At 45.4% G+C, this 24,944-nt stretch carries 26 protein-coding genes; 3 read left to right on the top strand and 23 right to left on the bottom strand.

Annotated features, from left to right (window positions below; translation table 11 throughout):
• Window positions 1-26: 26 nt before the first annotated feature.
• The 3 genes from PUW25_RS11060 to PUW25_RS11050 form a co-directional block, all read right to left on the bottom strand.
• On the bottom strand, window positions 27-1,259 hold the full coding sequence (locus PUW25_RS11060; protein WP_274337030.1) for a DUF4179 domain-containing protein: 1,233 nt from the start codon (window positions 1,257-1,259) through the stop codon (window positions 27-29).
• Between the two features lie 90 nt (window positions 1,260-1,349).
• Complete coding sequence (locus PUW25_RS11055) at window positions 1,350-1,586, bottom strand: hypothetical protein (RefSeq protein ID WP_047913985.1); 237 nt, start codon at window positions 1,584-1,586, stop codon at window positions 1,350-1,352.
• A gap of 23 nt (window positions 1,587-1,609) precedes the next feature.
• Entirely contained in the window at window positions 1,610-2,215 is a 606-nt protein-coding gene (locus PUW25_RS11050) for a GNAT family N-acetyltransferase (RefSeq protein ID WP_274337029.1), read from the bottom strand.
• A gap of 119 nt (window positions 2,216-2,334) precedes the next feature.
• Between PUW25_RS11050 and PUW25_RS11045 the strand changes: the two genes are divergently transcribed.
• A complete protein-coding gene (locus tag PUW25_RS11045; RefSeq protein WP_274337028.1) occupies window positions 2,335-3,087 on the top strand; it encodes a DUF4184 family protein in 753 nt (250 codons plus the stop codon).
• Between the two features lie 26 nt (window positions 3,088-3,113).
• On the opposite strand, the gene PUW25_RS11040 is transcribed toward PUW25_RS11045, so the two are convergent.
• From PUW25_RS11040 to PUW25_RS11020, 5 genes are read right to left on the bottom strand one after another with little or no spacing between them, the layout of a single operon-like run.
• Window positions 3,114-4,088: a Gfo/Idh/MocA family protein gene (locus PUW25_RS11040; protein ID WP_274337027.1), complete on the bottom strand. Its 975-nt coding sequence runs from the start codon at window positions 4,086-4,088 to the stop codon at window positions 3,114-3,116.
• Window positions 4,081-5,148: a Gfo/Idh/MocA family protein gene (locus PUW25_RS11035; RefSeq protein ID WP_274337026.1), complete on the bottom strand. Its 1,068-nt coding sequence runs from the start codon at window positions 5,146-5,148 to the stop codon at window positions 4,081-4,083. The genes PUW25_RS11040 and PUW25_RS11035 overlap by 8 nt, the downstream gene beginning before the upstream one ends.
• Window positions 5,138-6,760, bottom strand: a complete 1,623-nt coding sequence (locus tag PUW25_RS11030) for an extracellular solute-binding protein (protein ID WP_274337025.1) — start codon at window positions 6,758-6,760, stop codon at window positions 5,138-5,140. The genes PUW25_RS11035 and PUW25_RS11030 overlap by 11 nt, the downstream gene beginning before the upstream one ends.
• A gap of 52 nt (window positions 6,761-6,812) precedes the next feature.
• The gene (locus PUW25_RS11025) at window positions 6,813-7,694 is read right to left on the bottom strand and encodes a carbohydrate ABC transporter permease (RefSeq protein WP_047913991.1); all 882 of its coding nucleotides are present in this window, start codon (window positions 7,692-7,694) and stop codon (window positions 6,813-6,815) included.
• A gap of 17 nt (window positions 7,695-7,711) precedes the next feature.
• Complete coding sequence (locus tag PUW25_RS11020) at window positions 7,712-8,647, bottom strand: ABC transporter permease (protein WP_047913992.1); 936 nt, start codon at window positions 8,645-8,647, stop codon at window positions 7,712-7,714.
• Between the two features lie 336 nt (window positions 8,648-8,983).
• Between PUW25_RS11020 and PUW25_RS11015 the strand changes: the two genes are divergently transcribed.
• On the top strand, window positions 8,984-11,290 hold the full coding sequence (locus PUW25_RS11015) for a helix-turn-helix domain-containing protein (RefSeq protein WP_274337024.1): 2,307 nt from the start codon (window positions 8,984-8,986) through the stop codon (window positions 11,288-11,290).
• A gap of 109 nt (window positions 11,291-11,399) precedes the next feature.
• On the opposite strand, the gene PUW25_RS11010 is transcribed toward PUW25_RS11015, so the two are convergent.
• The 12 genes from PUW25_RS11010 to PUW25_RS10955 all read right to left on the bottom strand — a co-directional run bounded on the left by PUW25_RS11010 (window position 11,400) and on the right by PUW25_RS10955 (window position 21,003).
• Window positions 11,400-12,365 carry a hydroxyacid dehydrogenase gene (locus PUW25_RS11010; protein WP_274337023.1) on the bottom strand — a complete coding sequence of 322 codons (966 nt, stop codon included), beginning with the start codon at window positions 12,363-12,365 and terminating at the stop codon, window positions 11,400-11,402.
• Between the two features lie 17 nt (window positions 12,366-12,382).
• Window positions 12,383-13,420 (bottom strand): tripartite tricarboxylate transporter substrate binding protein, encoded by a 1,038-nt coding sequence (locus PUW25_RS11005; protein ID WP_052512280.1) that lies wholly within the window; start codon window positions 13,418-13,420, stop codon window positions 12,383-12,385.
• 37 nt (window positions 13,421-13,457) lie between these two features.
• Window positions 13,458-14,927, bottom strand: a complete 1,470-nt coding sequence (locus tag PUW25_RS11000) for a tripartite tricarboxylate transporter permease (RefSeq protein WP_256209614.1) — start codon at window positions 14,925-14,927, stop codon at window positions 13,458-13,460.
• A gap of 68 nt (window positions 14,928-14,995) precedes the next feature.
• Complete coding sequence (locus tag PUW25_RS10995; protein ID WP_274337022.1) at window positions 14,996-15,454, bottom strand: tripartite tricarboxylate transporter TctB family protein; 459 nt, start codon at window positions 15,452-15,454, stop codon at window positions 14,996-14,998.
• A 199-nt stretch (window positions 15,455-15,653) separates the two neighbouring features.
• Window positions 15,654-16,892 (bottom strand): aminotransferase class I/II-fold pyridoxal phosphate-dependent enzyme, encoded by a 1,239-nt coding sequence (locus PUW25_RS10990; protein ID WP_274337021.1) that lies wholly within the window; start codon window positions 16,890-16,892, stop codon window positions 15,654-15,656.
• Between the two features lie 131 nt (window positions 16,893-17,023).
• The gene (locus PUW25_RS10985; RefSeq protein ID WP_274337020.1) at window positions 17,024-17,452 is read right to left on the bottom strand and encodes a hypothetical protein; all 429 of its coding nucleotides are present in this window, start codon (window positions 17,450-17,452) and stop codon (window positions 17,024-17,026) included.
• Between the two features lie 103 nt (window positions 17,453-17,555).
• The gene (locus PUW25_RS10980; protein WP_274337019.1) at window positions 17,556-18,056 is read right to left on the bottom strand and encodes a DinB family protein; all 501 of its coding nucleotides are present in this window, start codon (window positions 18,054-18,056) and stop codon (window positions 17,556-17,558) included.
• A 185-nt stretch (window positions 18,057-18,241) separates the two neighbouring features.
• Window positions 18,242-18,682 carry a hypothetical protein gene (locus tag PUW25_RS10975; protein ID WP_274337018.1) on the bottom strand — a complete coding sequence of 147 codons (441 nt, stop codon included), beginning with the start codon at window positions 18,680-18,682 and terminating at the stop codon, window positions 18,242-18,244.
• Between the two features lie 77 nt (window positions 18,683-18,759).
• Window positions 18,760-19,236 (bottom strand): hypothetical protein, encoded by a 477-nt coding sequence (locus PUW25_RS10970; protein ID WP_274337017.1) that lies wholly within the window; start codon window positions 19,234-19,236, stop codon window positions 18,760-18,762.
• Window positions 19,237-19,246: 10 nt separating this feature from the next.
• Window positions 19,247-19,786, bottom strand: a complete 540-nt coding sequence (locus PUW25_RS10965; protein WP_274337016.1) for a TlpA family protein disulfide reductase — start codon at window positions 19,784-19,786, stop codon at window positions 19,247-19,249.
• Window positions 19,783-20,325: a MauE/DoxX family redox-associated membrane protein gene (locus tag PUW25_RS10960; RefSeq protein ID WP_274337015.1), complete on the bottom strand. Its 543-nt coding sequence runs from the start codon at window positions 20,323-20,325 to the stop codon at window positions 19,783-19,785. The genes PUW25_RS10965 and PUW25_RS10960 overlap by 4 nt, the downstream gene beginning before the upstream one ends.
• A 36-nt stretch (window positions 20,326-20,361) precedes the next feature.
• The gene (locus PUW25_RS10955) at window positions 20,362-21,003 is read right to left on the bottom strand and encodes a hypothetical protein (RefSeq protein ID WP_238546499.1); all 642 of its coding nucleotides are present in this window, start codon (window positions 21,001-21,003) and stop codon (window positions 20,362-20,364) included.
• 203 nt (window positions 21,004-21,206) lie between these two features.
• On the opposite strand from PUW25_RS10955, the gene PUW25_RS10950 reads away from it, so the two are divergent.
• Window positions 21,207-21,395: a hypothetical protein gene (locus PUW25_RS10950; protein WP_274337014.1), complete on the top strand. Its 189-nt coding sequence runs from the start codon at window positions 21,207-21,209 to the stop codon at window positions 21,393-21,395.
• A gap of 87 nt (window positions 21,396-21,482) precedes the next feature.
• Here the strand turns inward: PUW25_RS10950 and PUW25_RS10945 are convergent, their stop codons facing one another.
• From PUW25_RS10945 to PUW25_RS10935, 3 genes are all read right to left on the bottom strand, one after another.
• The gene (locus PUW25_RS10945) at window positions 21,483-23,303 is read right to left on the bottom strand and encodes an ABC transporter substrate-binding protein (protein WP_274337013.1); all 1,821 of its coding nucleotides are present in this window, start codon (window positions 23,301-23,303) and stop codon (window positions 21,483-21,485) included.
• Between the two features lie 171 nt (window positions 23,304-23,474).
• Window positions 23,475-24,191 carry a 3-ketoacyl-ACP reductase gene (locus PUW25_RS10940; protein WP_047914004.1) on the bottom strand — a complete coding sequence of 239 codons (717 nt, stop codon included), beginning with the start codon at window positions 24,189-24,191 and terminating at the stop codon, window positions 23,475-23,477.
• A 75-nt stretch (window positions 24,192-24,266) separates the two neighbouring features.
• Window positions 24,267-24,857, bottom strand: a complete 591-nt coding sequence (locus PUW25_RS10935; protein ID WP_205053221.1) for an MSMEG_1061 family FMN-dependent PPOX-type flavoprotein — start codon at window positions 24,855-24,857, stop codon at window positions 24,267-24,269.
• Window positions 24,858-24,944 lie beyond the last annotated feature (87 nt).

Raw genomic sequence — 24,944 nt, 5'->3', positions numbered from 1 at the left:
GCATCTCGTGGCTCCTTTATTCTGACTCAGTATAGAGGAATCTTAAACCCACCTGATTTATATCCTGTGTATTCGTATATCGGAAACGTAAGCGGCTGTTGATACTCCTCATTCGGAATGTAGTAATGATACAGATGCGTATGCTTATCTCGTTCAGCTGAGATCTGAGCCGTTAACTCATTCTCAGGATTTAGAAGCTTGAACTGCTTCCCCGAGGCATCTATAAATACTCCTCCGTACGTAAGTAGGGAAATGTCATTTTGAATGCTCGGTCCAGGAAACTCGTAATTGTCTAGCCGAAGCTTGATGGTCATATACTCTTCATTTTCTAAAATGTCCAGCAACTGTAGATGTTCATCCGGTGCCTCAATAATCTTCTTTGTCTCAGAGTTAATAATTATGGTCATATTCTTGTCAGAAGCATACACTCCTTCTGATATCAGATACAATTGTTCTGGATCTTCAAAATATAGTCCATCAAAATTAGCCGTATACATTCCCTCGCTAAGTGAACCTGAGCTTAATTCACTCTGATTCCATTGGTGCTGACCTGTATCATCTATTAAAGATAGAGCAAATAAATCATTCACTTGCTTTTTATTTGACTGTGGTGTTTCCAAGCGTAGGGTCGTCCTCAAAGGCAGCAGTTCCATTTCACGCAGTAATACAGTCTGGTTGTCTATCGGTATTTCCTTGTTAATTAGAACTTTCTTTCTCAATCCCGTAAACCGGGAGTGATCTACAGAAAAATCCACTTTAAGCTCCTGCTCTCCCAAACGAAACAAAAGCCCCATATTCTGCGGAAATACTTCACCTGAATTCAACTGAACTTTGTATGTCATGTACGATTTAGTTGCATTCTCTTCTATAGAGGGATTAAAGTAAGTTGCCGCATAATGAAACTCTTCATCAGATATTAATTCTACCGAGTACTCGTTTAATTTGCCATTCAAATCAGGACCGCTCAGGGAATATAAGATGACTGCATTCTCTTCATCCGCGATGATTCCACCCAGCGTCAATTGATATTCCCCGCTCGTATCGGACTGATGAATTTCCTGCAACAGATTGTTTTCCGCAGCGAGCATGAGTGTCCTGTTATCGTTTATTGGCTCTAAATATTTGACCATTTCTGGTGAGTAAGATCTGTTTAGGTCCTCATCCCAAATGACATTCCAGACCATTGTCAAACCAACCACCAGCAATAGGGTCACCACCGTAGTAAGTAGTACTATTTTATTACTTTTTTTTGATGGCACTGCTATACCTCCCGCCCATACATAACTAACTTATATATAATGTAAGAACACTAGCTGGATATAAAAGGTTCGCTGCACAAAAACATTTTGTTATTTTATTGGCAGCGTGATCTTTTTCTCAATAGAGCCCGGGTGCTTGTAGATCTTAAATTGCAAAGGCTGCTCGAAATCCTTCGCAGGCACGACATAATCGTATTGCCACGTCTGAGTGACATGATCTAATACTAAGAAAAACCGCGAGGATTCGATCGGATATGAATTTCCCGCTGCATCCGTAATCTCTTCGGTGATTTGAAACATTTGGGTGAACGTTTGGTTCGTATTCATTTATAAATTTTAATGACTATAGGCTATATTGTTGGCTCATCCACAGTCCTTACCATATAGAGCTTCTCATTGAAGCCAAGTTTTTGGCGAAACCATCTTTGCTTTACGGCCTTATAGATGTTAAAACCGTGCTTCTCATAAATGGATCGTGCCGCATGATTCGTATCAACGACTTCCAGCTTAAAGACCCGGTACGGCAGATGATGCATCAGATGGAGCAGCATGGATGTCGCGATCCCTCTTCCCCGATACATAGGGTCTGTGGCAACCGCTTCTAGAAAGCACTCATCTCTATAAATTGGGGCGGGTATGTGAAATTGTTTTGCCAGAAAATAATGTACAACGCTCCCCTGAACATTACCTAGAATACTATTTAAGAACTCTTTATCAAAATATTGCGAGCGAGTAATGCTGGTGGAATACGCCATAATGCCTACGACTCGGCCTTCAATAATCGCAGCATAGAATTGATCTACAACAAAAGACTCTTTAATTATTCTTTTTAACATCATTTTATCTTTCGTCATGGAGGTTAATTCGTTATAATAACTATTCACGTAGACGTCTGCCACCTGCTGTAGTTGCTGCTCCGTAAGCTCTGTCATCCTGACAATATCTAATAATTCCATTGTTTTCCCCCTCCGATGGATAGCCCGCGGTTTATACTTAATCTACCGTAACCTGTCTAGATCATATATACATCTGGAGACCGATTCTGATTCATTCATAAAAGGAGATTCTACATACAATGCCGTTTACTTTTGCCCATCCCGCTGCCGTTCTGCCGTTTTCACGCAAGAGCAAGTATCTTCATTTTACCGCGCTCGTACTGGGCAGCATGGCCCCTGATTTTGAATATTTGCTAAGAGGACAGCCTGCGGGCATGACCGGACATACTTTTGCGGGGTTCTTCTATTTTAATTTGCCGCTGGTCGCGTTGGTCTACCTGATCTATTATTGTTTCATTCACCAGACTCTAATGGATCATTTGCCTGTATTTATGCAGGATCGTTCTGAGCGTACGTCTAATTTCGGATTACCGGTCAAGATCATTATTTTCTGCTATTCAGCCTTACTCGGCATGTTAACGCACGTCGTGTGGGATGCTTTTACGCACCAGCATGGATTTGTTGTTGATCGGATTCCGCTGCTCAGCGTTGACCTCCATGTACTCGGTTACGAAATTCCCATCTATAAAATACTGCAGCATGGCGGGACGCTGGCCGGACTTTCGTTAATTCTGATTTACATCCTTTATCGAGCCAGAAAATACAACAGTCTAGCTAATCGAAGTACACCGTCTGCACAAAAATCGCTGTATTGGCTATGCATTGCCCTATTGTCTATTGTATTCTTCATTATCTGGTTTATCGCTGATCCGGTGGCTATTCATAGCATTGGTGTTCATGTGGTCAGAGTCATCGATTCTGGTTTGCTTAGTCTGCTCTTCGTTTCCATCTTTTTTAAATTCAAAAAGAACAAGGTGCGCCTCCAGCGTTGAGGCGCACCTTGTTTCATTTTATAAGATTACGTTCGATTCTCCAGGTAATCATAGGCTGACAATGCCACCTCGGCTGCGGCATACCCGTCCTCTCCCGTAATCGCTACAGGCCTTCCATCAAGAATACGATTCACAAAGTCCTGAAGCATATAATAATCCATCTTGTCTCCAAAGTAGCTGTACCGTGCTCTGCCTTGCTCTATGCTGTACACTTCATTGACTTGGGCAAAAGCATCCATTCTTATGATCCCTTCCGTTCCGATTACATCCAGCTTCACATCTCCCCAATAAGGAAACACAGGATTTCGAGACCAGCTTGTATCAATAACCCCAATCACGCCATTGTCATATTCCAGATGGACCATACCCGAATCCTCGACAGCAATATCATGAAACAGTGTCCCTTTCTCGGCATGAACAACACGGGGCTGTACTCCCAGCATCCAATTCAGCATATCAGCAACATGTACCGTATGATCGAGCAGTGCACCGCCGCCAGATTGCGCCGGATCGACAAACCAGCCGCCGGGCATGCCGCCTCGGTTATACCCTTTAACGGCGATAACTTCACCAATCTCACCTTGGGCTACGGCTTCCTTAACCCGAATGACCGACGAAAGGTAACGGCAAGGAAAGGCCGTCATGAGCTGCACCTGCAGTTCATGACAAATATCAATCATTTGCCGCATTTCAACGCGTCCTGTCCCAAGCGGCTTCTCGCACAATATAAGCTTGCCTGCCTTCGCACTGTCCGTGACTAGGGCGGCATGATGCCTATTTTCCGAACAAATAATGACCGCATCGATATCCGGCAGCTTGAGCAGCTCCAGATGATCTGGATAGAATTGAACATGGTCACGTTCAACTATCGCCTTGACCCGATCGTAATGTAGATCTGCAATTGCAGTTACCTCCGCATTCTCAATCAGCTGCAACTGCCTGTAATAGCTGAAGGCATGGGAATGGGCGAAGCTGATCATACCGATACGAAGCTTACGCATCCCGCCACCACCCATCGGTTAAACGAAATGACCTCATGGTCACGGCCTGCCCGTTACTTGCTGAATAAGCTGCCGCCTGGATGACAACCGCCGTCTTCCATGACGCCTCCAGCGATATTATCGGTTCCGTCTTATAAGTTGCAATATTCAGCACGGATCGTATATATCCATCGATCGCATCCTCAAATGCAGGGCTGACTAGCCTGAATTCGGAACGGTGCTTAGGATGAGCGGAGTCGGTTATTACATATTTTGCAGACGGGGAACCCCCTCTTCTGATCTCCACCGAAGCGCTCATCTTCGGACTGGAGCGAACAATCCCTTGATTTCCTGCCATCTCGAATTCAGATGTTGCCGGACTCGGATAACCTAATATACCTTCCATATTCACAATAGTGCCGCATTCATATTTCAGTGTGAGCAGCGCATACTCAGTCCGTTCTTTGCAAATATGCTGTGCGAATACACTCTCCACTTCACCGAGAAGATAACTCATAAATTCAATTTCTTCGATAAACAGCGTCATAATGGGTTCAATACGATGAGCAGAGGAGGAAGGCAAACGGCTGCCGTAAGCTTCCTCTCCAGTCATCATACGCCGAACATGAACTACGCCTGGACTGCCGATCACACCTGCTCTCACTTGCCTTGCCAGATCCGAATATTCCGGTCTGAACAAGGCCTCGTGAGAAGGAATAATCTGTACGCTGTGCTGTCTGCATATGGCAGCCAGCTGTTTCAGATCCGTAGCTGACAAGCCCATAGGCTTCTCACACATCATATGAACACCCGCTTCTGCAGCAATATACAGATCAGGCAGATGCTCCATAACCGGAAGTGCAAGATGAAGGATATCGGGCTTCTGCTCTGCCAGCAGCTTGGGCAGGTTATGGAATACGGTTGCTTGAACGTGCTCTGACCACTCTTCCGCCTCATCATCGCGGAGATCACATATACCTGCCAGCTGAATCGCAGGATGTTCTGCATAGTACTTGGCATATTTTACAGAACCCGCATTGTATCCCATAACGGCTATTTTCACTTGTTGCTTAGCTTGCATTATAACGCTCATAAGCAGCCTGGTAGATCTTCATATACTCATCGAGTCCCATTTTATTAATGGTCTCCACATACGTATCCCACTCATCAAAAGAGGCACTGCCATTGACGAACTTCGCTTCCATTTCACCAATATAATCATGGATGTCTTTACCGACAGAGGACATAAAATCCGTCTCTTCATTCGTAAAGTTGAAATTGTACCAGATATCTTCCACGGCATCCGGCTCAGCCTTCTCTGCGGCTTCCATCGAATTTGGCAACGTTTCGGATCCTTTAAAATATTCGCCTTTCACATAACCAGGGTAGCTTCCGCCCGTCCAGGTAAAATATTGAGTAAGCGCCTGGTCCATCGTAAGCCCATTCGGATTATTTGTAATATCTTCAATGTATTCAAGCTCGCCGTCAGCATTTTTGTTATACGTGGTACCCTCTTCCCCCATGAAGAAGAACGTTGCACCTTCCTGCCCGAAGAAGTGATCCATCCACCGGATCGTTGCCTCCGGATGCTCATTCTTATCTGTAATCGCGAAGGCTCCTACGTGCACCATCGGAACCTTAACATGGGAGTAGAGCTTGTCGCCATGCGGTCCTTCCAATGCAGCCAGACCAATATAATTGTCCTTGCCCATTACGGTATCCGGATTCGGTACAATGGTCGATCCCAGCAGATCGGCCTGCCCCTTAGCGTTCAGAGCACTGCTCTCAATGGTGAATATTTCTTTGTCAATTAATCCTTCTGAGTACAGCTTGTTCATAAACTGCAGCATTTCCTTATACTCTGGCAGTGTCTTCGTAAAACGAAGCTCATTCGTGTCTGCATCCACATCGACGAACTTATGACCCAGACCCTTCGTGCCTAGACCCCATGCCCCTTTGACCTGATCAATAATAGAAGTAATTCCGGTTCCTCCAAATGGAATCTCATCATTTTTGCCATTCCCATTCAGATCGGTCTCCTTGACAGCCTTCAGATAATTGTAAAATTCATCAATGGTATCCGGCTCATCCATACCTAGCTGCTTAAGCCAGTCTTCATTAATCCATAGAGGCGTTCCGATCAGCATGGATAAGAAGTTGGGGTCGTAGAAGGAAGGCAGTGAGTAAATATTCCCGTCCGGCATCGTCAGTCCTTTACGAATACCTGGATTCTCGTCCATCAGCTTCTTGAAGTTAGGAGCATACTGATCAATTAGATCATTCAGCGGGATGAACACCCCTTGCGGACCATAGCGGGTCAATTCAGCAGAGCTGACTCTTGCGGAGTAGAAGACATCGGGATAATCTCCCCCGGCAAGCGCCAGATTACGTTTCTCTGTCAATGTCTCAAAAGGAACCAGATTGAAATTCACATCGATATTGGACATTTCCTGATACTTATCCCACACGAGCACTTCATCATAATTGCTGCTGTTTCCGGCCCACTTCCCGGTGAAAAAATCAAGCGTAATCTGCTCGTTGACGATTGGCATCCCCGTCTCATTAAGATTAGATGTCGCTTCGGGTGCCTGTTCTCCTTCTGCTTCTCCGCTGTCTTCACTTGAGCCGCAGCCCGCCATTAAGCTTGCCGCAATCACCAGTGATAATGAAAGACTCCCCCATTTTTTCCACATACGCTACTTCACTCCTCGATTTTAGTATAGAACCTCAATTTTAGAACCTCAGTTAACCTTTAATAGCGCCGATCATGACACCTTTAATGAAATATTTTTGCAGAAACGGATACAGGATCAGCATCGGCAGATTTGTCACCATGACGGCTGCGTATTTGATGGCTTCAACCTCCATCAGGCTTTTGGAATATGTATCACTGCCTAAGTCCACCATATTTTGCATTTGATCCTGAATTAGAATTTCTCTTAAGAACAGCTGCAGTGGATACTTGTCCCTGTCGGATAGATAGATAAGTGCGTTAAAGTAGCTGTTCCAATGACCCACGGCATAAAATAATACCATAACTGCCAGCACCGGACCTGATAGCGGAAGGATGATTCGGACAAGCAGCTTCAGATTGGAGCATCCATCCAGAAATGCGGCCTCCTGCAGCTCTTTTGGAATAGAGCTTTGAAAGAAGGTTCTCATTATGAGAATGTTCCACACGGATACCGCTGTGGGCAGAATCATCACCCAGAACGAATCGAGCAGTCCGAGATCCTTAATCAACAGGTAAGTCGGGATCATGCCTCCACTGAAGAACATCGTAAATACGATCAGTACCGTAAATGCATTTCTCCCCTTAAAGTCTTGACGAGACAGCGGATATGCTGCAGCAATCGTCATGACAACGTTCAGAGCGGTGCCGATGACCGTATACACAATCGTGTTGAAGTAACCCTTCATCAATTCGTTATTCTCGAATATCCGTTCATAACCAACTAGTGACAAATTCTTCGGCCACAGCCATACCTTGCCTAGCATAACCTCCTCCGGACTGCTAAAAGAGGCAATGAGTACAAAATATATCGGATATAAGACGATGAGAGAGACAAGTCCGAGCAGAATGTATATTGCAGTCATGACGTAACGATCTCCCCGGCTTTCTGCCATACTTACAGGCCTCCTTTCTACCATAGACTGCTTGAGCTGACTTTACGCGCAATCCGGTTAACGGTGAGCAGCATAATGAAATTGACGACAGAATTGAATAGTCCGACGGCAGCTGAGAAGCTGTACTGTGCACCGAGTATGCCGCTGCGATAAACATTCGTAGAGATTACATCAGAGCTCTCCATATTCAAGTCATTTTGCATTAGGAATACTTTCTCGAATCCCACTCCAAGAATAGAACCCATGTTCAGGATGAGCAGTACGATAATCGTGGGTGCGATCCCCGGTAAATTAATGTGCCATATTCGGCGGAGCCTGGATGCTCCATCCACTCTGGCTGCTTCATGAAGCTGTGGATCAATGCCGGCCAGCGCTGCAATATAGATAATAGAGCTCCAGCCCATCGTCTGCCATACACCTGACCATACATAGATGCTCTTGAACCAGCCCGGTTCGGTCATGAAGCTGATCGGCTCCCCGCCAAATAAAGTGATAACTACATTAATGAGTCCAGAAGCCGGAGATAAGAACATCATGATCATGCCCACCATAACAATCGTAGATAAAAAGTGCGGCATGTACGTAACGGTCTGCACGAATTTTCGAAACTTGCCTGTTCTCAGCTCATGAATCATGAGCGCTAAGATAATCGGAATAGGAAACCCGACAACCAGTTCATATATACCGATACCCAGCGTGTTCTTAATAATTCTCCAGAAATAGAAGCTGTCAAAGAATCTCTCGAAATGCTCGAATCCGACCCAAGGACTGCCCATGATGCCTTTGTTCGCGATGAAATCCTTGAAGGCGATTTGCACTCCATACATCGGAATATAGTGAAAGATAATAAAATAAGCGAGCACGGGCAGAAACAATAAGTAGAGCTCCCAATTTCTAGTCCATGATCGCAGACTGCTTCTCTGGTTCCATTTCTTTCTCTCTGACGCCTGCACCTCTGATACTATCTCCTTCCCAATACTTACACCCCCTTTTGACGGTTACGAATGCAAGCACAGTGATTCACTTGCAAGTCACATGATACAAGAGCTATGGCGAGAAAGGTATTTACCGTTCTTTGGATTGTAGACATCTATTCAGAACTTTACGAAACCTAACATCTTTTCGTAAAAACACAATACAATCTTAAAAAATACACAGCTGGATTTTACATCGGATTTACAATGGTGTCCCTGCGAGTTAATACTGTCTTGCTACAATAAGCCGATTAAGAAGGATTCGGCCAAGCCTTAGCAGCACAGAAAAGATTAACGTTAGGAGATGATCGTACGATGAGGTGGATCTGGGCACGCAAGCGTTCTTTATACTTCAAAATATTTGTGAGCTTTCTCACCCTCATTCTGTTGTTTGGGTGCTTCTATGTACTTATTTATAAAATGTTCCGCAATGGTCTTGAACAGGAAATTATGCGCAGCAGTCAGACGCAGACCGAGAATACGGCAGAGAGATTTGCCCAGCATTTTGAGAGAATACAGATTCTGCTCTTTGATCTGTATCACAATCCGGATCTGATCAGCTTTAATAGTGAACTGAACAGGTATGGTATAGACGGAGCGAACTTCTTGAAGGCCAAAGAGGTTATTGAGGAGATTCGAAGAGAATCATACAATCCGTTATTTATGGTTCAGGATGTCATTGTCCATCTGGATCAGGCGGAGCTTGCGTTTGGCAAGAGCGGCAGCAGCAGCAATGAATATATGTTTGAACGTTTTTATTACAATGTGAATTACTCCTTATCCGATTGGCAATCAGAGCTGAATCAGGAAAATTCATTTCAAATGCTGCCTGCATCTACCTTCGATCTGGCGGCAAAGAACATCGAATCCAAGAAGCTGCTGCCCTATGTGTTCCATTATCCGGACACCTCTTATCAGCTTGTTGCGATGATTGATATTGAGCAGGCAGCGGATGCATTTTATGGGACCGCGGCAGGAGAAGGAAATTTGATGCTGATGGACGAAGCCGGAAATACCCTGTACAGCAGGAATGAAGGCACTCAAACTGATCAGATTCCCCCATTCGCTGAAGGCGAAAGCATGGTCAAGCATAATGGAGTATATTATTTTAAGACTACGGGCAGTGACGGACTAACCTATATTACATCGACTCCAGACACACAAATCACTGTACAGCTGCAGCACCTGTCCAAGTATTTACTGCTAGTATTTGTCACTTCACTCGCTGTTGCGGTTATCGCTGCCATCGTGCTTAGCCGAAAGCTTCATTCCCCTGTGAAGCAAATGCTCTCAAGTTTGTTAGACCGAACTTCGGGCGGTGCTGCTGCAAGTGAGCATGAAATAAGGAATAACTCCAATTCTGCGGGCCAGATATGGGAATATGACCTAATCCATAGCCGGATTCAGCAGCTTCAGAAAGAAAAAGAGAGCATTATTCACCGGATGAAGGAGCAAAAAGCAGCACTCCAAAGCTACACCTATATGAATCAGCTCAAAAACATCAACACCGACATTAATGAGTGGTCAGATTTCCTAAACAGCTCAGGCCGTTTTCATATTGTTTATTATGATATCCGTTTTCGCCAAGCCGGAATTAAGGCTCGGGAAGAGATGGGCTGGGTTATCCGCCATTTGCTGGAGCATATCCATCTGATCTCTTCCGAATGTGTACAAGATACACATACATTCCAGCTGGAGAGCGATGAAATTGTTTCCGTATTAAAAGGAGCCTCTTCACAAGATTTGGGCTTGCTGCTGGAACGAATCAAGCAAACATTTGATGCAGATCATGAGCATTATATCGTCACCGTTGGCGTCAGTCCGCTGGTTGCGGATGCATCGGGTTTCAACGATGCGTATCAACGATTGCGAAATCTCTCTTCACAAGCCTATATAGCAGAAGAAACTCAAATTATATTCGAGGAAAGAGAGCTTCCCGAGCTTCCTCCCCTGTCTTCGATCATGCAAAAAAATCTACATCAGGCTCTTCAATCCGGGGATGAGGAACCCGCGATGGAGCTGATTCAGGAACTGCTGGTACCCTTTTATGAGCAAGGAGCTGGAGTACAGCAGTTTCAGGAATATGCTCATCTCATTGCTGTAAAACTGATGGAGAGTACCAAGGAGCTTCTTCCAGGTGAAGATTCCTTCCCTGCACTCAAGCTGTGGATGGAAGGGATCAAGCACTGCCATACCCTGTCTGATTATCATCAAAGCTTCCTGTCATTTGTTCATGCTGCATGCGCACTTACCCGGAAGCGCCAGGACCTGTCATCTGAGCCTCTTGTCGTTATGTTCTACGAAATCATTCAGCACAAGTATATGGAGGACATCTCGCTGGATTACTTGTCCGGTAAGCTTAATTTGTCCAGTGCTTATCTCTCAGCTTATATTAAAGAGAAGACGGGGATGAATTTCAGCGAGCATTTGCAGGGAGTGCGCATGTCCAAGGCTTGTGAACTGCTCGTGACAACGGATCTGAACGTGAACGAGATCAGCCAGCTCGTCGGATATCATAACATCACCTCCTTCAACCGATCATTCAAAAAGCTGACGAATATGACGCCTGGCGCTTACCGGAAGCAGCATGTCCTCCAGGAGCACAAACGAAGTATTGGGTGAATGCAGATACTGTCCGCAATTTGGTAACTTTACAAAAAAACACCTTCAATTGAAATGCCTGCATCTTGACGTAATAGGCAGGTAATTCATTGAAGGTGTTTATTATTTTTTATTTCGAACTGGCAACTTTCGCGACTCTAAACTCTGAAGCTTCTCCTTCGAGTTCCTTTATCACCTCTGTAGCCACCATTAGAGAGGTTCGATTCAGTGCTTCCTCTGTTGCACCGGCAACATGAGGAGTCAGGATGCAATTTGATACACTGAATAACGGATGATCTGACGGAGGAGGCTCTTGCTCCAATACATCCAGCACTGCTCCTGCGATTTCACCTGCTTCGAGTGCTTCAACCAAATCCAGTTCATGAACGACTCCGCCACGCGCTGTGTTAATGACATACGCAGTAGACTTCATTCGCTGCAGTGCTGTACGGTCAATAAGGTGACGAGTCTCTGGCAATAAAGGAACATGAAGACTAACATAGTCGGATTCTGCCAGCACCTCCTCCAACGTTTTCAGTGCGATCTCATCCTCTGTCGTTGTACCAGGCTCATACATCGGGTCATATCCGATAACATGGAGTCCAAGGGCCTGTGCTTTGCTGCCTGTCAAGCGTCCGACCTGTCCGACACCGATAAGACCTAATGTGGTGCCCTGAATTTCTCTGCCGCCGAATTTTTTTCGATCCCAACCGCCCGAAATGACATCTCTTGTAGCTGCAATAAGTGGACGGCTCACGGTCAGAATTGAAGCCATTACATATTCAGCAACCGATGCTGCATTCGCGTTCTTTGCACTTACAATAGGAATACCTTTAGACGAAGCAGCCTCGACATCAATGTTATCCAAACCTACGCCAAGCCGACCAATGACCTTAACACGAGGAAGTTCATCCAGGAGCTCACGTGTAAGTTGTGTTTGATTACGGACAATAAGGACTTCAGCATGCTCAGACGCTTCGATCAGACGACGATGATCTGACCATAAAGTCGGATCATATATAACTGAATATTCACTCTTCTGGAGCCGCTCTAAACCGGTCTCACCCATCGCTTCAACTATGACAATCTTCGCCATCTATACACGGCTCCTCTCTATTTTTTCAGTCCAAATTTATCAGCGAGCTCGCCATAATATTCGGTTTCCTGAGTAATGAACTCATTAAATTCATCCTTGCTCAAATAAGAGGACGACATCTTCATGGCAGCCAATTTCTCTTGAAATTCGGGATCTGCCGCTAATTCTTCCAGTGTGTCATTCCATTTCTGTACAATGTCCGCAGGTGTACCCTTAGGCATGCTTAGTCCAGTCCACCAAGTCGCAGACAGGTTCGTAAAGCCCTCTTCTGTTGTAGTTGGTACATCAGGGAAGTGTGGGCTTCTTTCCGCGCTTTGAATGGCCAGGATTTTTAAGTTACCCGAATTCACCATTGTCGCGACTTCACTTACAGGATGGACGGCTAGGACAGCATTCCCCCCTGCAATCATGGGGAGTGATTCCGCTGTACCTTTGGTTACAATCATACGGGTCTGGGAGATGTCCACTCCAAGCTCGTTCAGCCATTCAGCTACAACATAGGTCGCATATCCTGTGACACCTGAGGTTGTCCAGCTGAGCTGCTCGGGATTTTGCTTGACCCATTCGGAGAACTCGTTCAGGTTCTCCCATTCTGCATCTGATTTCACCGTGAAGGTTGGAGCATCTTCTACAATACGTGCAACGAGCTCCTGATCTTCAAGCTTAATTGCTGGTGAGGCATAGCTCGCTTCCATCATCGAAGTATTAGATACCACATTCGCCAGTACCGTATAACCATCCGGATTTGTTCCAAGTGCATATTGTGCTCCCGTTGTTCCACCTCCACCTGCTTTATTAACTACAGAGACGGGCTGGCCCCATTTCTCGCTGACTGCATCTGCTACAACACGAGCAACGAGATCCACGCCACCTCCTGCGGCATATGGAACAACATATTCTATGGGCTTACTAGGATAATTATCAGCAGAAGAGCCATTTGTTGCTGCATCCTCGTTAGCAGTCCCGCCCCCGCAAGCGGCCAGAACAAACATACTGGATAATACAGCCAGAGTGGTAAGACGCTTTCCTGCTTTTGCGATATATGAACGATTCATTTTACATCTCTCCCAAGATCGTATTTTTATTAACCAATTAAGATATCGAATTTAGATCAGAAGCTCCTGCTTCCACCAGCCTTCTCTTCGTGCGACGAATAAGCAGATTCGAAACAATAATCATGACTAGAGATAAGATTAAGAATATTAGAGCTATTGGACGCGTCAGGAATATCGTAAAATCTCCGGCAGACATGGCCATGGTCTGTGTAAAGGACTGCTCCAACAGCGGACCAAGGATAAAGCATAGGACAAGCGGCATCACCGGCCAGTTATATTTATGCAAAAAGTACCCGATAAAGCCGAATAGCACAGCAATCACAACATCAAACAAGCTGTTCCGGACCGAATAGGCACCAATAACACAGAGTACCAGGATGATCGGCCCCATAATGCCAAAAGGAACTCTCGTCAGCTTAGCCCATACACCCACGAGCGGAAGATTGAGCAGCAGCAGAACCAGATTACCAACGACCATGCTCGCAATAACCGTCCATATAAAGCCCCCTTGCTGTTCAAACAGCATCGGACCTGGCGTTACACCATAAATCATCAGACCAGCAAGTAGTACGGCAAGCGGTGGTGAAGCAGGAATCCCTAGTGAAAATAGAGGAATGAAGCCAGCCGTGCTTGTTGCATTGTTTGCTGCTTCAGGTGCAGCTACACCTTCTATGGCTCCTTTTCCAAACAGCCGTTTACGCTTGGAAAATTTCTTCACAATATCATAGGATAAAAATGAAGTCACTGCGGTTGAAACACCTGGCAGAAGCCCCATTACAAACCCAATTGCACTCCCTGTCAGGGCAGCTCCAGAACTCTGCTTCATATCCTTAACAGAGGGATATACACTGCCTATTTGATCAGAGGAAATGGCTACTTTCTTCTCACCAAAGGTCTTGAATACTTCTGTTATCGCAAACAGCCCAATGATGATGCTGATCATTTCAAACCCGCCGGACAAGGACTCCAAGCCAAATTGATATCTAAACATTCCTGTGGAAGTACCAAGTCCGACTAATGACAACATGAATCCAAACAATCCCATGATAGCCGCTTTGACCATAGATCCTCCGGCGAGACCTGAGGTTACTGTCAACGCAAGAATCATGACCGCAAACAGTTCAGGCGGGCCAAATTTAATAGCTTGTTCCGCGAGAAATGGTGCAAAGAATACAAGTCCGACAAGACCAAGCATTCCGGCAAAGAATGAAGAAATGGCAGCAATACCTAACGCAGGTCCCCCTCTTCCCTGCTGTGCCAAAGGATACCCATCCAAGCATGTAGGCACAGATGAGGCCTCACCGGGGATGTTTAAAAGAATGGCAGTTGTTGAGCCTCCATACATCGATCCGTAGTATATGCCTGCCAGCATAATGATGGCTTGGGAGGGTTCTAGAACTGCTGTAAGAGGCAGCAGGATCGCAATTGCAGAAGTTGGGCCCAATCCTGGAAGAACGCCAACAAATGTGCCAATCAGTGCCCCGAGTGCAGCCATTAACAAATTCATCGGTGTAATAGCACTCGCGAAGCCGCTGCCTAAGGAAATCAATGAATCTAACACGTGAGCACCTCCTGCTACAACCAACTGCCGCTAGGCAGAGGTGTGTTCAGCCACTCTACAAATATGAAGTAAAGAGCCGCTGTTAAGATTAGAGATCCGCCGATAGACCAATACCAGCGAAATTTTCCGATAAGATGGAACAAAATTATGGAAGCGATAAAGGTTGCGATTAGATAACCTGACCAATTGATAAGTGCTACATATAGGAGCAGGACGACAGGAATGACATATATAAGGAGAGATACTTTAACTTCAGATCTGTCATTCGTTGTACCCTGGGATATCCGATCCCCTCTAATGCTCAGCATCATTCCGAATAACACCAATCCAAGTCCAACGATAAACGGAAATACATGATCTCCATTAAATAATGCAATTCGGTAAGCATATAGCTTCCATGCTTCTGATAACGACAGTAAGCCGATTAAGACAGCAACGATTCCGGCAATCCGATCAGCTGCACTAACCTTCATCAAGATCCTCCTCACTTCTAACAAAATATATTCGAGTAATATCCATCATTACTTAACAATTCCGATAGTTTAAGTATGTATTTAGGAAGATATTACTTTTTCACCCCTCTATTGTCAACCACAATGATTTCCAGTTTCACTTCATAATTCCATTTTAAATAAGAAAAGAACCTCTATTATTAGAGATTCTTTTCCAAATTCAAATCATTTCGTATTCTCGGATAAAGCTGCCCATCCGCCTCGCTGCTTCCATAAGCATTTCCTGTTCTTGTACAAGAGCAATTCGGACGTACCCTTCTCCTTCTGATCCGAAGGCTTCCCCTGGGATGACCACCACCCCTGTATCCAGCAGCAATTCACGAGCAAATTTCCGTGAGGTCCATGCCTGTGCATCTCCCGCCGCCACTTTAAAGCGCGCAGGAAGCGGGGCCCACACGAACATTGTCGCCTTAGGCTTAGGAACATTCCAGCCTTCGGCTGCAAGAGCCTCTGCAAAAGCATTTCGGCGGGCTTCATACAAGGGTGCAACTCCCCGGTCACCTTTTCCCTTCTTCATCGCCTCTTCCAGCGCAGCAACTGCAGCCGCCTGAATGGGTTCAAATACTCCGTAATCAATGTTGCTCTTCAGGTCACGAAGGGCAGATATGACTTCCGAATTCCCGGTCAGGAATCCAATCCTGCAGCCAGCCATATTAAAACTCTTCGAGAAGGAATGAAATTCAACAGCGATATCTTTGGCTCCGGGTAGTTCTAGAATGCTCATAGGACGGTAATCATCAAATGCCATCTCCGAATAAGCCAAATCATGTACTATGAGCACGTTCCATTGTGTCGCAATCCGAATCAATTTCTCATAAAATTCTATATCCGCTGTCACGGCAATGGGATTACCCGGAATGTTAAGCAGTATGAATACTGCCTCCTCCCATACTTGATCAGGAATGCTGTCTAAATCAGGAAGAAAATGGTTCTCTTCCTTGAGTGGGAGATACCAAGGTCTCACTCCCGCAATGGCAAGAGAACCGGAATATATGGGATATCCGGGATCCGGAACAATGGCACAATCTCCAGGGTTACATATAGCTTGAGCGAGATGAGCCAGCCCATCCTGAGAACCCATAAGTGCTAAAATCTCTGTATTTGGATCAACATCCACTTCAAATCGATGCTGCATCCATGCAGCTGCCTGCTGACGAAAGGACGGAGTGCCGGAAGTTCCCGGGTAAGCATAATTACTCTCATCAAGTACGGCTTCACTCAATACGTTCCGAATATGTGCTGTAGGTCCGCGGTCAGGACTTCCGATCCCCAGATCAATAATCTCTTTGCCGGAAGATCGTGCTTCTTCTTTCCATTCTGCAACTTCTGTAAAGATAGACGAGCCTAAATGTGATAATTTCTCTGCCCGCCAGGATCGCTTAGTTCGTTCAAATGTCAATGCAAGCACCCATTCTTTTTTTCATCCATTATAGCAGGCAAAATAATAGATAAAAACCCTGCCAGCTAAGGAGCCGGCAGAGTCATATATTTCATGAATACTCTCTATACAGCTATCAAAAATGTACTAGCTTATACATTATCAGATACAAGAGTGCCGCTGAAGCTCTCTGGCCCTACGCGTACGGCTCCAAGTAAGTTGGACGTAACAAAAGCCGTATAAGTTAATTGAGGTGTTACCGGTGGATTAAAATCTGCTGCATTAAAAGCAATAACCTGAGGAGCAAGCACACTCAGATCAAACGTTGAAGTCGCTGAATACACAAGAGGATCTGTTGAAGCCGTACCTCTGACAATCGTAATGGTAATTCCTACGAGAGCAAGCGGAAGCTGCAAAGATATGGTTCCTTGTAATACAACACGAGGGTTTGTACCCACTCCTGCGGTTTGGAGCCCGATTTGACCAAATAATTGCGGTGTACTAATAATCAGAATCGGGATTGCAATGGAGTTGGCAAAGCTGGCATTCTGAGAGGTTCTTGCATCTACAAACTCAGCCATAGACCTTACCTCCTATTCTATTAAGATACAATATATTATGTAATATGACAGATTTGGTATGGGTAATTAATAGGAGGTAAGCATCTATATATATCACTTCGTGCTAGACATCTTTAGTCTGAACGGACTGAGGCTGAATGAGTCCTCTTCCTATTACGTTTGCAGATAGAGGAGCCTTACCCATCTCCCTTGCCCACACTGATATTTGTCCTAGATGATGGATCTGGTGTGCAATGGTATGTCGCATAATTTCTCCCCATGCATCGACGTGCACTTTACCCGTTGGCTCGTGAAAATAAAATGGAGTTGTCTCCAAATTATCGTTCCAATTCTCGATAAAGTCTTTGATGTCGAGACGGTAACGTCGATCGAGCTCCTGAATCTTGTCCACTGTATTATATTCCTCGAAATTTTCCTCATCATGAGGTTTTCCTTGTATCATTTGAATCCAGCTCCACTCCACGTCAATCATATGAAAGAGAGTTCGCATGATGCTGCCGACTCCGCCGGTCCGCTCTTTCACCAGCTCCTCATATGGAACTTCCTGACACCATTCATACCACTGATCTCTCAGCAGCCAATTATGCTTAAACCACAGCTTCATTATAACAACCTCCTGTAAAATAGTAGAACTCTTTGCAATCATATCAAATTATTCTTCGTTTGTAAGCACATATGTTCTTAATACACTAGATGAGTACCGTTAAATTCAATTGCTCGTCGATCCAACACATCAAATAAAAAAACTGCGGAGATTCCGCAGTTTTTTAACCAGCATTCCAGTTTGAACTACATCAGCAAACTGAGCGTAAGCAAATTGAATAATGTAAGCGGTAAAATGACGTTCGGATTAGGTCCTGGGCCGAAACCTGGGCCATATCCTGGGCCCGGTCCGTGTCCAAATCCCGGTCCGCCGTGACCAGGTCCATGACCTCCACCAGGTCCCCAGCCCGGGCCAGGTCCTCCATGTCCGGGTCCTCCAGGGCCAAATCCAGGGCCAAACCCAGGGCCGCCGAATCCCCGCTGTTCATGAAGTCTAATATATACATGATGCGGGTCTACATTTACAATCGTACCTTCAAACGTTTCCCCGTCCAATGTTTGTATGCTGACGTCATAGTTCAAGAATTGCTCACACGATTCCTTTACATAGTGCCGATACTGCTTCAAATAATCCGCGATCTCATGTTCACACTGAAACATCAATTGACGTTCACGCTGATTAGACATGACGTTCCTCCCTATTCTCATCTTGATAGACAGTATATGCAAACGCCCATATTTAAGTGTTTGATCACCCGAAGATGTCAGTATAATAAGGTCGATTGACATCCACAAATCACATATTCACCGTTAATCCGGGCACCTTGATAACACCAATTTCCTGGCGTATAGGGCTTAACATGCTGAGACACACAATCGGTGCATTTACTCCTGAACCCTACAGGGTCACTGGTGTACCACCATCCCGAAGGATGCGGACACAAGCCCCTGCAGCCCATGAGTGCATTATATGTTGTGCAAGTCACATAGGTGGAAGGACAGGCACCGTCAGAACCACAATCACGACACAGCTGACCATGTGGAGGGAAACAACCTCCCGACAGATAAGAAATCTGGGCTGTACCCCGATCCCGAATGAACAGCCTGGCTAATGCTGCGGCAATCGCCCCAGCAGCTTTGTTCATCACTTTTTTCAGCCCATGAGCATGATTCCATGCTCTGACTTGTCTGCTGATGTAGTCCTGAATCTGTTCGTCTTTATTTTTTGGATTACGCCACATACTTCACCTCTCATGAAGCTCTTGAAGCCTTAACATACTCCTCCAGCTGGTCTCTGCTGTTAACCAGGCCTTTATGCTTGATGATGCCGTTTCTGTCGATCGCATAGGCGAACGGTGTGACCTGAACATCCAGCTGATTTGCCAAATCCGGATTTACCAGCATCACTTCATCTGTATAATTAATCTTTCTTACATACTCAGCGGCAAACTCAGCCGTTGAAAACAACAAGAGAATGGGCTTCACCTCATTTATTTCCGCAATACGTTTAAAATCAGGCATAATCTCTGCGCATTCTTTGCAGGTGGGAGAACCAAACAGCATTAAGGATGGGGAACCGAGCAACTCGACCGTTGACCATTCCTCTCCTTTTAAACGGAAGGCTGCAACTTGAGGGATCTTATGTCCAATTGGAATTCCAGACTGATTCACTCCTCGGGCCGTTCCCATAATCATAATTCCAAGCTGCCTGAACAGCACCAAATTCAGAATGACGAGCGGAATGACGAGCAGCCAGAGCATGATGTACGACAGCCAAAATAAAGTACTCAATTTCCGCCTCCTCTCTGCTTAACGACGACTTGCCGGTTAAGACGGGCAGCAGAACGGTAAGCTGTAGTGGCATATAGTGCATCAGGAACGCCTACAGCAATGAATAGAGCGAGCAGCATAACAATCAGATAGATAAATGCACCTTCTAGCATAATAACGGGATCGTAGATCGGATAAGTCAAATAACAGATTATAATGCCAGCACAGACAAACGACAGATTCAGTAGAACAAGCTTATAGCTCAACCTGGAGTTCACCTGTGGACCCAGGCAGCCACATTCTACCTTGCCTTTATTACGCATGATGATCAGAACCCCTACAGCTTGGGACAGATACACCAATGAAAGAAGGATGAAGCTGAGGGGGGCTTGGTAAATGAAGACGATAAGTGCAGCCAATATTTGCACACTGATAAGTAAGTTATAGAGGAATGGATGAGCTGGAAAATTACTCGGATCGCCTAGTGCTTTTCCCCAAAAGAAGCTTGCTGACGACATGAGTAATGGAAAGGTCATAAGGACAGTAAGAAATTCGTACATATCGCTATCACCCCATTCCACATTGGCTTTATAACGTTAAGAAATTAACAGTGCCGCTATGGAGCCTAAGATTAACAAGTAAGACAACGTCAGCCTTGTAGCGGTGAGGAATGTATAATGTCCCGCTCTTTTTTCAAGTAATCGATACACCATAGATCGGACCACCGGGATACTATATACGATCCCTCTGATACATCCAAAAGCGCATCCCGCTGCAACACTTGCCCACCAAGGTGTTGTGAATAATGAGACAAAGACATAAGTATGAAATAATACGCCTGCCTGTAATGTGATGAAGCCAAGTCCTAATATGTTCCCCCACAAGGCCGCGGTGCGGTAATCCGCTTTGCTGATCCACGATGAAGGCACGATAAAATTACCCGAGGGCAGAATTGCCGACTTGTTGAACATCTCGAGCAGCAGTACAATAACAAACCATGTGATTAGAATAGGCTCGGAATAAGCAGAGAGCGTCGTCAAGCCAATGACTGCATTCAGGCCGCTGATGATTAGTCCGGTCGCCGTCCCGCCTGCCATGCAAGAGATAATGTAAATGAATGCATACTTCATTTTGCTCCCCTTCGTATGCTCAAGACTCCCAAGTACGTTAAGTCCACAGGTTGTATCTACACTGGCAATCGCCGAACCTATAGCAAACAGGAACAGAATTATTAGCACAATAGGAGTTCTCTCCTCCCTTCAAATGCTCTTTGCGCCCCATCTAGTTCAGCATATGAATCATTAACGTGATTTATTTCTTAATTCAAGAATGTAGCCTATAAGCTGAACGGTTAAAAGGTGAAGTCTTTGCTGTAAGGTTTACACTTTTTAGCAGCGAAGCACAGCCTCATAATAAAGACATCAAGAAGGAGGTCTTTATTATGAATGATTACACACAACACAAGCTGCACGAATATCAGCAGCAGATTTGGGAACATGAGGATCGACTAGGGATTCTAAGAGCTTATTCAAGCAGCAGAGCAAAGAGAAGAATGCTTCATAATGCACAATTCCGATTTTTTAATCGGAGTCTGTTATATGGTTTCTTTCGGAAGCGCCGATCACGATAACCATCATCCGCTTGAATAATGAACGATTGTATGTAATCGACTCAAAAAGAGCAGGTCTGCTATAATGCAGCCTGCTCTTTTTCTTGGTCAAGATTTCCATATTTCTTTAAAATCAATCCATCCGAGTGAATTAATAGCTACGCCTTTAAAGGAGGCATCGGATTGGATTTGGAAGCTGGAATGATTAAGAAACAGAACTTGAGCTTCTCTTCTCAAATATTCCTCAATCTCTTCGAGTATGGCCATTCGTTCATCGGCCCATCTGCAAGCCAGCGCATGATCGATTCGCTCATGTAGCCAATCCGTAATACCGGGGTCCAGTAATTCTTTTACATAGCTGCCGTGCTGCTCATAATTCTCAATCAAGCACACCTCTTCACCCGGAAACACGACGGAATGAATGATACAGTCCAGTTCTTCTACTAAATGATCAGCAAGAATATTTGTCATATCCCTGGCAACGACAATCACCTTAATATTTAGATCAGCAAGTCTGGATTTCACCCATTCTGCGTCACGCAAATGCAGTCCATAGCTGCCAATCACGACCGTTGATCCGTCGTAACCCGATTCCTTCAATAACTGTCTGGCATGCAGTTCATCCACAACATGAGCTTGCCTTGCATAACGGTTGTCCGCAAGAAAGGAATGTGCGGGATGGGACCGATGTTCTCCTAAATCCTCTATCATTCTTACTCTGTCCAAATACAGGTTAACCGCTTGACGAAACTTAGCGTTCTGCTGACTCCCCTCTTTTGTCATATTCCAGGTAAGAAGTCCGGTACAGTAATGCTCGGAAGCAATCTGATCAAACGGCTTCGTGTCCTGCGAATTTGAAGTATCCTCAGCAGCACCAGTGTCCATCTCATTCTCAGCAGTCACACGGTTCAGACAGCTCCATTTTCTGGACGAGCCTCCGATCAATCCCGCCTCCTCCGGCAACGTAGCCACGATGACGCTGTCCAAGTATGGCCGACCTTGATAGTAATAAGGATAAGCGTTCATCGTGAAGCAGCATTCCGTCCATTCTGCAAATTGAAACGGTCCTGTTCCAACCGGATGCTCCCAATACTTTTCTTCAGGGAGTCCTGCATAGTCCTTTGGCAGAATCGACATGGATACCGCTGTCACAAATCGGAGAAAAATCCAGTTCGGACGATAAAATACGAAGCGAAAGGTATGCGATGAAGGTGCCTCGATCTGCTTCAGAGACCGGAGAATCCAGCTGTTTCTTCGATCTGAGGCAAGCCGCTCCATCGTAAAGCGGACATCTTCAGAGGTTAACTTTGCTCCATTATGAAACAAGACACCCTTTCTAAGATGGAACGTCCACTCCGTAGCATCTTCATTGGATTCCCAGTGGTGCGCCAGTGCCGGAATAAACCGCTTTGTATTGATATCATAGATCACAAGCCGGTCAAAGAGCTGTTGTATCATATGTGCGGACAGGCTGCAGAAGCAATCGGCAGGGTCCATGGTATGGATGGGACGATAGATCGGGATTCTTAGTACATCCTTGGTTTCACTGCCCGTTTTGTGTTCTTTTTCAAGTCCAAAATACCCGTCCAGCCAAACAGAAAACTGATCTATTGAATTCCCTTCACCATGAGCATGGAGCAGCTCGAAGGCGGGTTTAAATTGTCCTCTCTCCGCAAGATCTTTAGCCATCGTGAGCAGTATTTCTTCCCGATCCACAAGGAATGTAAGCCTTGAACGATTTCCCCTGCCTCTGCCTGATACGAAGCTGATCCAGCCTTGTTCAGTCATTTTTCGTATAACCAATTTCGCATTTCTCGTTGTACAGAACAGAATCTCAGCGATTCGCTCAACCGTAACCTCAATCGGGATATCGCCTGCTCCCTTGTTATGAAGCTTCTGATTTAGCGTTAGATATTGCTCATACAGCATGATCACTCAGCCCCTCCTTCGGTCAGAGAGTTACCTATCCATATATTGTACTCCGTCGAAGGGAGCTTAGGAATTATTTTTTTCATCATAAAAAAACCATCCGCAATTGATTGCGAATGGTTTCTCTTATCGTTAGTATGTGATTAATAACACAGCTCCTCTATACCAACCTTATGGGTTAGTTGACCACATGCCGGCTGATTTAATGAAGATGCGTGAATTCAGCTTCAGCTGTGCCAGCATATATTCAGCAAGATCTTCTGGCTGCATTACTTTCTCCGGGTTGCCATCTGTCAGGTTCAGTTCTACCGCCATATCGGTTGCAACTGTGCTCGGAGTAAGGGCGCTCACACGAATATTGTGTTTTCTCGCTTCGAGCATCAGAGATTCTGTCATCGCCAGTACTGCTGCCTTCGATGCACTGTAAGCGCTGGATACTGGAGAGCCCTTCTGTCCTGCGGTAGAGGATATATTGATGATGTCACCACTGTTGCGCTCAATCATTTGCGGTAATACCGCTCTGGTTACATAATAAACGCCCAGGACGTTCACTTTAATAATTTGCTCCCACTCTTCTGGCTCAAGCGCAAGGAACCCGCCAAATTTGCCGATACCGGCGTTGTTGATCAGAATATCAATGGGTCCCAGTTCATTCGTAATGTGTTCCACCGCTTGATTCACAGATGCAAGATCAGCCACATCGGCGCTTGCTAGTGATACTCGAACTCCATATTCAGTCAGCTCAGCAGCTACCTTCTCAAGGTTCTCAATACTTCTTCCAATCAGTCCAACATGAATACCTTCCTTGGCAAAATAAATGGCGGTTGTGCGGCCAATTCCTCTTCCGGCTCCCGTAATGAGCGCAGTTTTACCTCTTAGATCCTGCATGCAGCTCCACTCCTTTATCTGTATCTAAATTTTATGTAAGCGACAGTCTACTCCATTATAGCTTTTTCCGCTCCCTTATTTCCAGCCGTTGATCGCCAGATGCGCCTTGAACATCTCGCTCGTATTCGGGTGCTCTTCCTTGGGAATCCATTGATCCTGGCTCCAGAGACCTGCCTGTTTAAAAGCCCGCGGACAATGCACGAAGCATTCTTCAACCTCGACAACAACGGCAAGCCCCGTCGTTTTGCCGTCCCAGCCTTGAGATGTAATAAAGTCCTCATTTCTCGTAATGACCGCTCGTCCGTTAATTCGAAGGACATCGTTGGAGCCAGGAATGACGACAATCATGCCAACCTGTGGATTCTCAATGATGTTTTGAAGCGAATCCGCTCTGCGATTACCCGGGCGATCTGGGAAGGCCAGATGCTTCTCGTCCAATATCTTCACAAATCCTGGCTCGTCTCCACGCGGGGAGACGTCTGTCTTGCGCTCCAAGCTGGAGGTAGCCAGAAAAAAGATCGAGGATTTGGACACATAATCCCGAATGGTCTCATCAATTACACTGATCGACTTCTTCACAATCGCTTCATGTGGCTGATCTATGTTCTCTCTCAGCTGTTCAGCAGAGGTAATTTGATCCTTCGTCCATATCGGCTCGTTGTTCATAACGTCCCCTTTCGCTTCCTCGGTATGTAATGTTTTTGTTTCCTTTTATTATAGACTCTACAACAGAGTCACTTCAAACCCATTTCA

Origin of the sequence: Paenibacillus urinalis (assembly GCF_028747985.1) — a bacterium.
GTDB classification, from domain to species: Bacteria; Bacillota; Bacilli; order Paenibacillales; family Paenibacillaceae; genus Paenibacillus; species Paenibacillus urinalis.
Note: the sequence above shows the minus strand (reverse complement) of the source record. Positions and strands in the feature narration are given on the sequence as shown.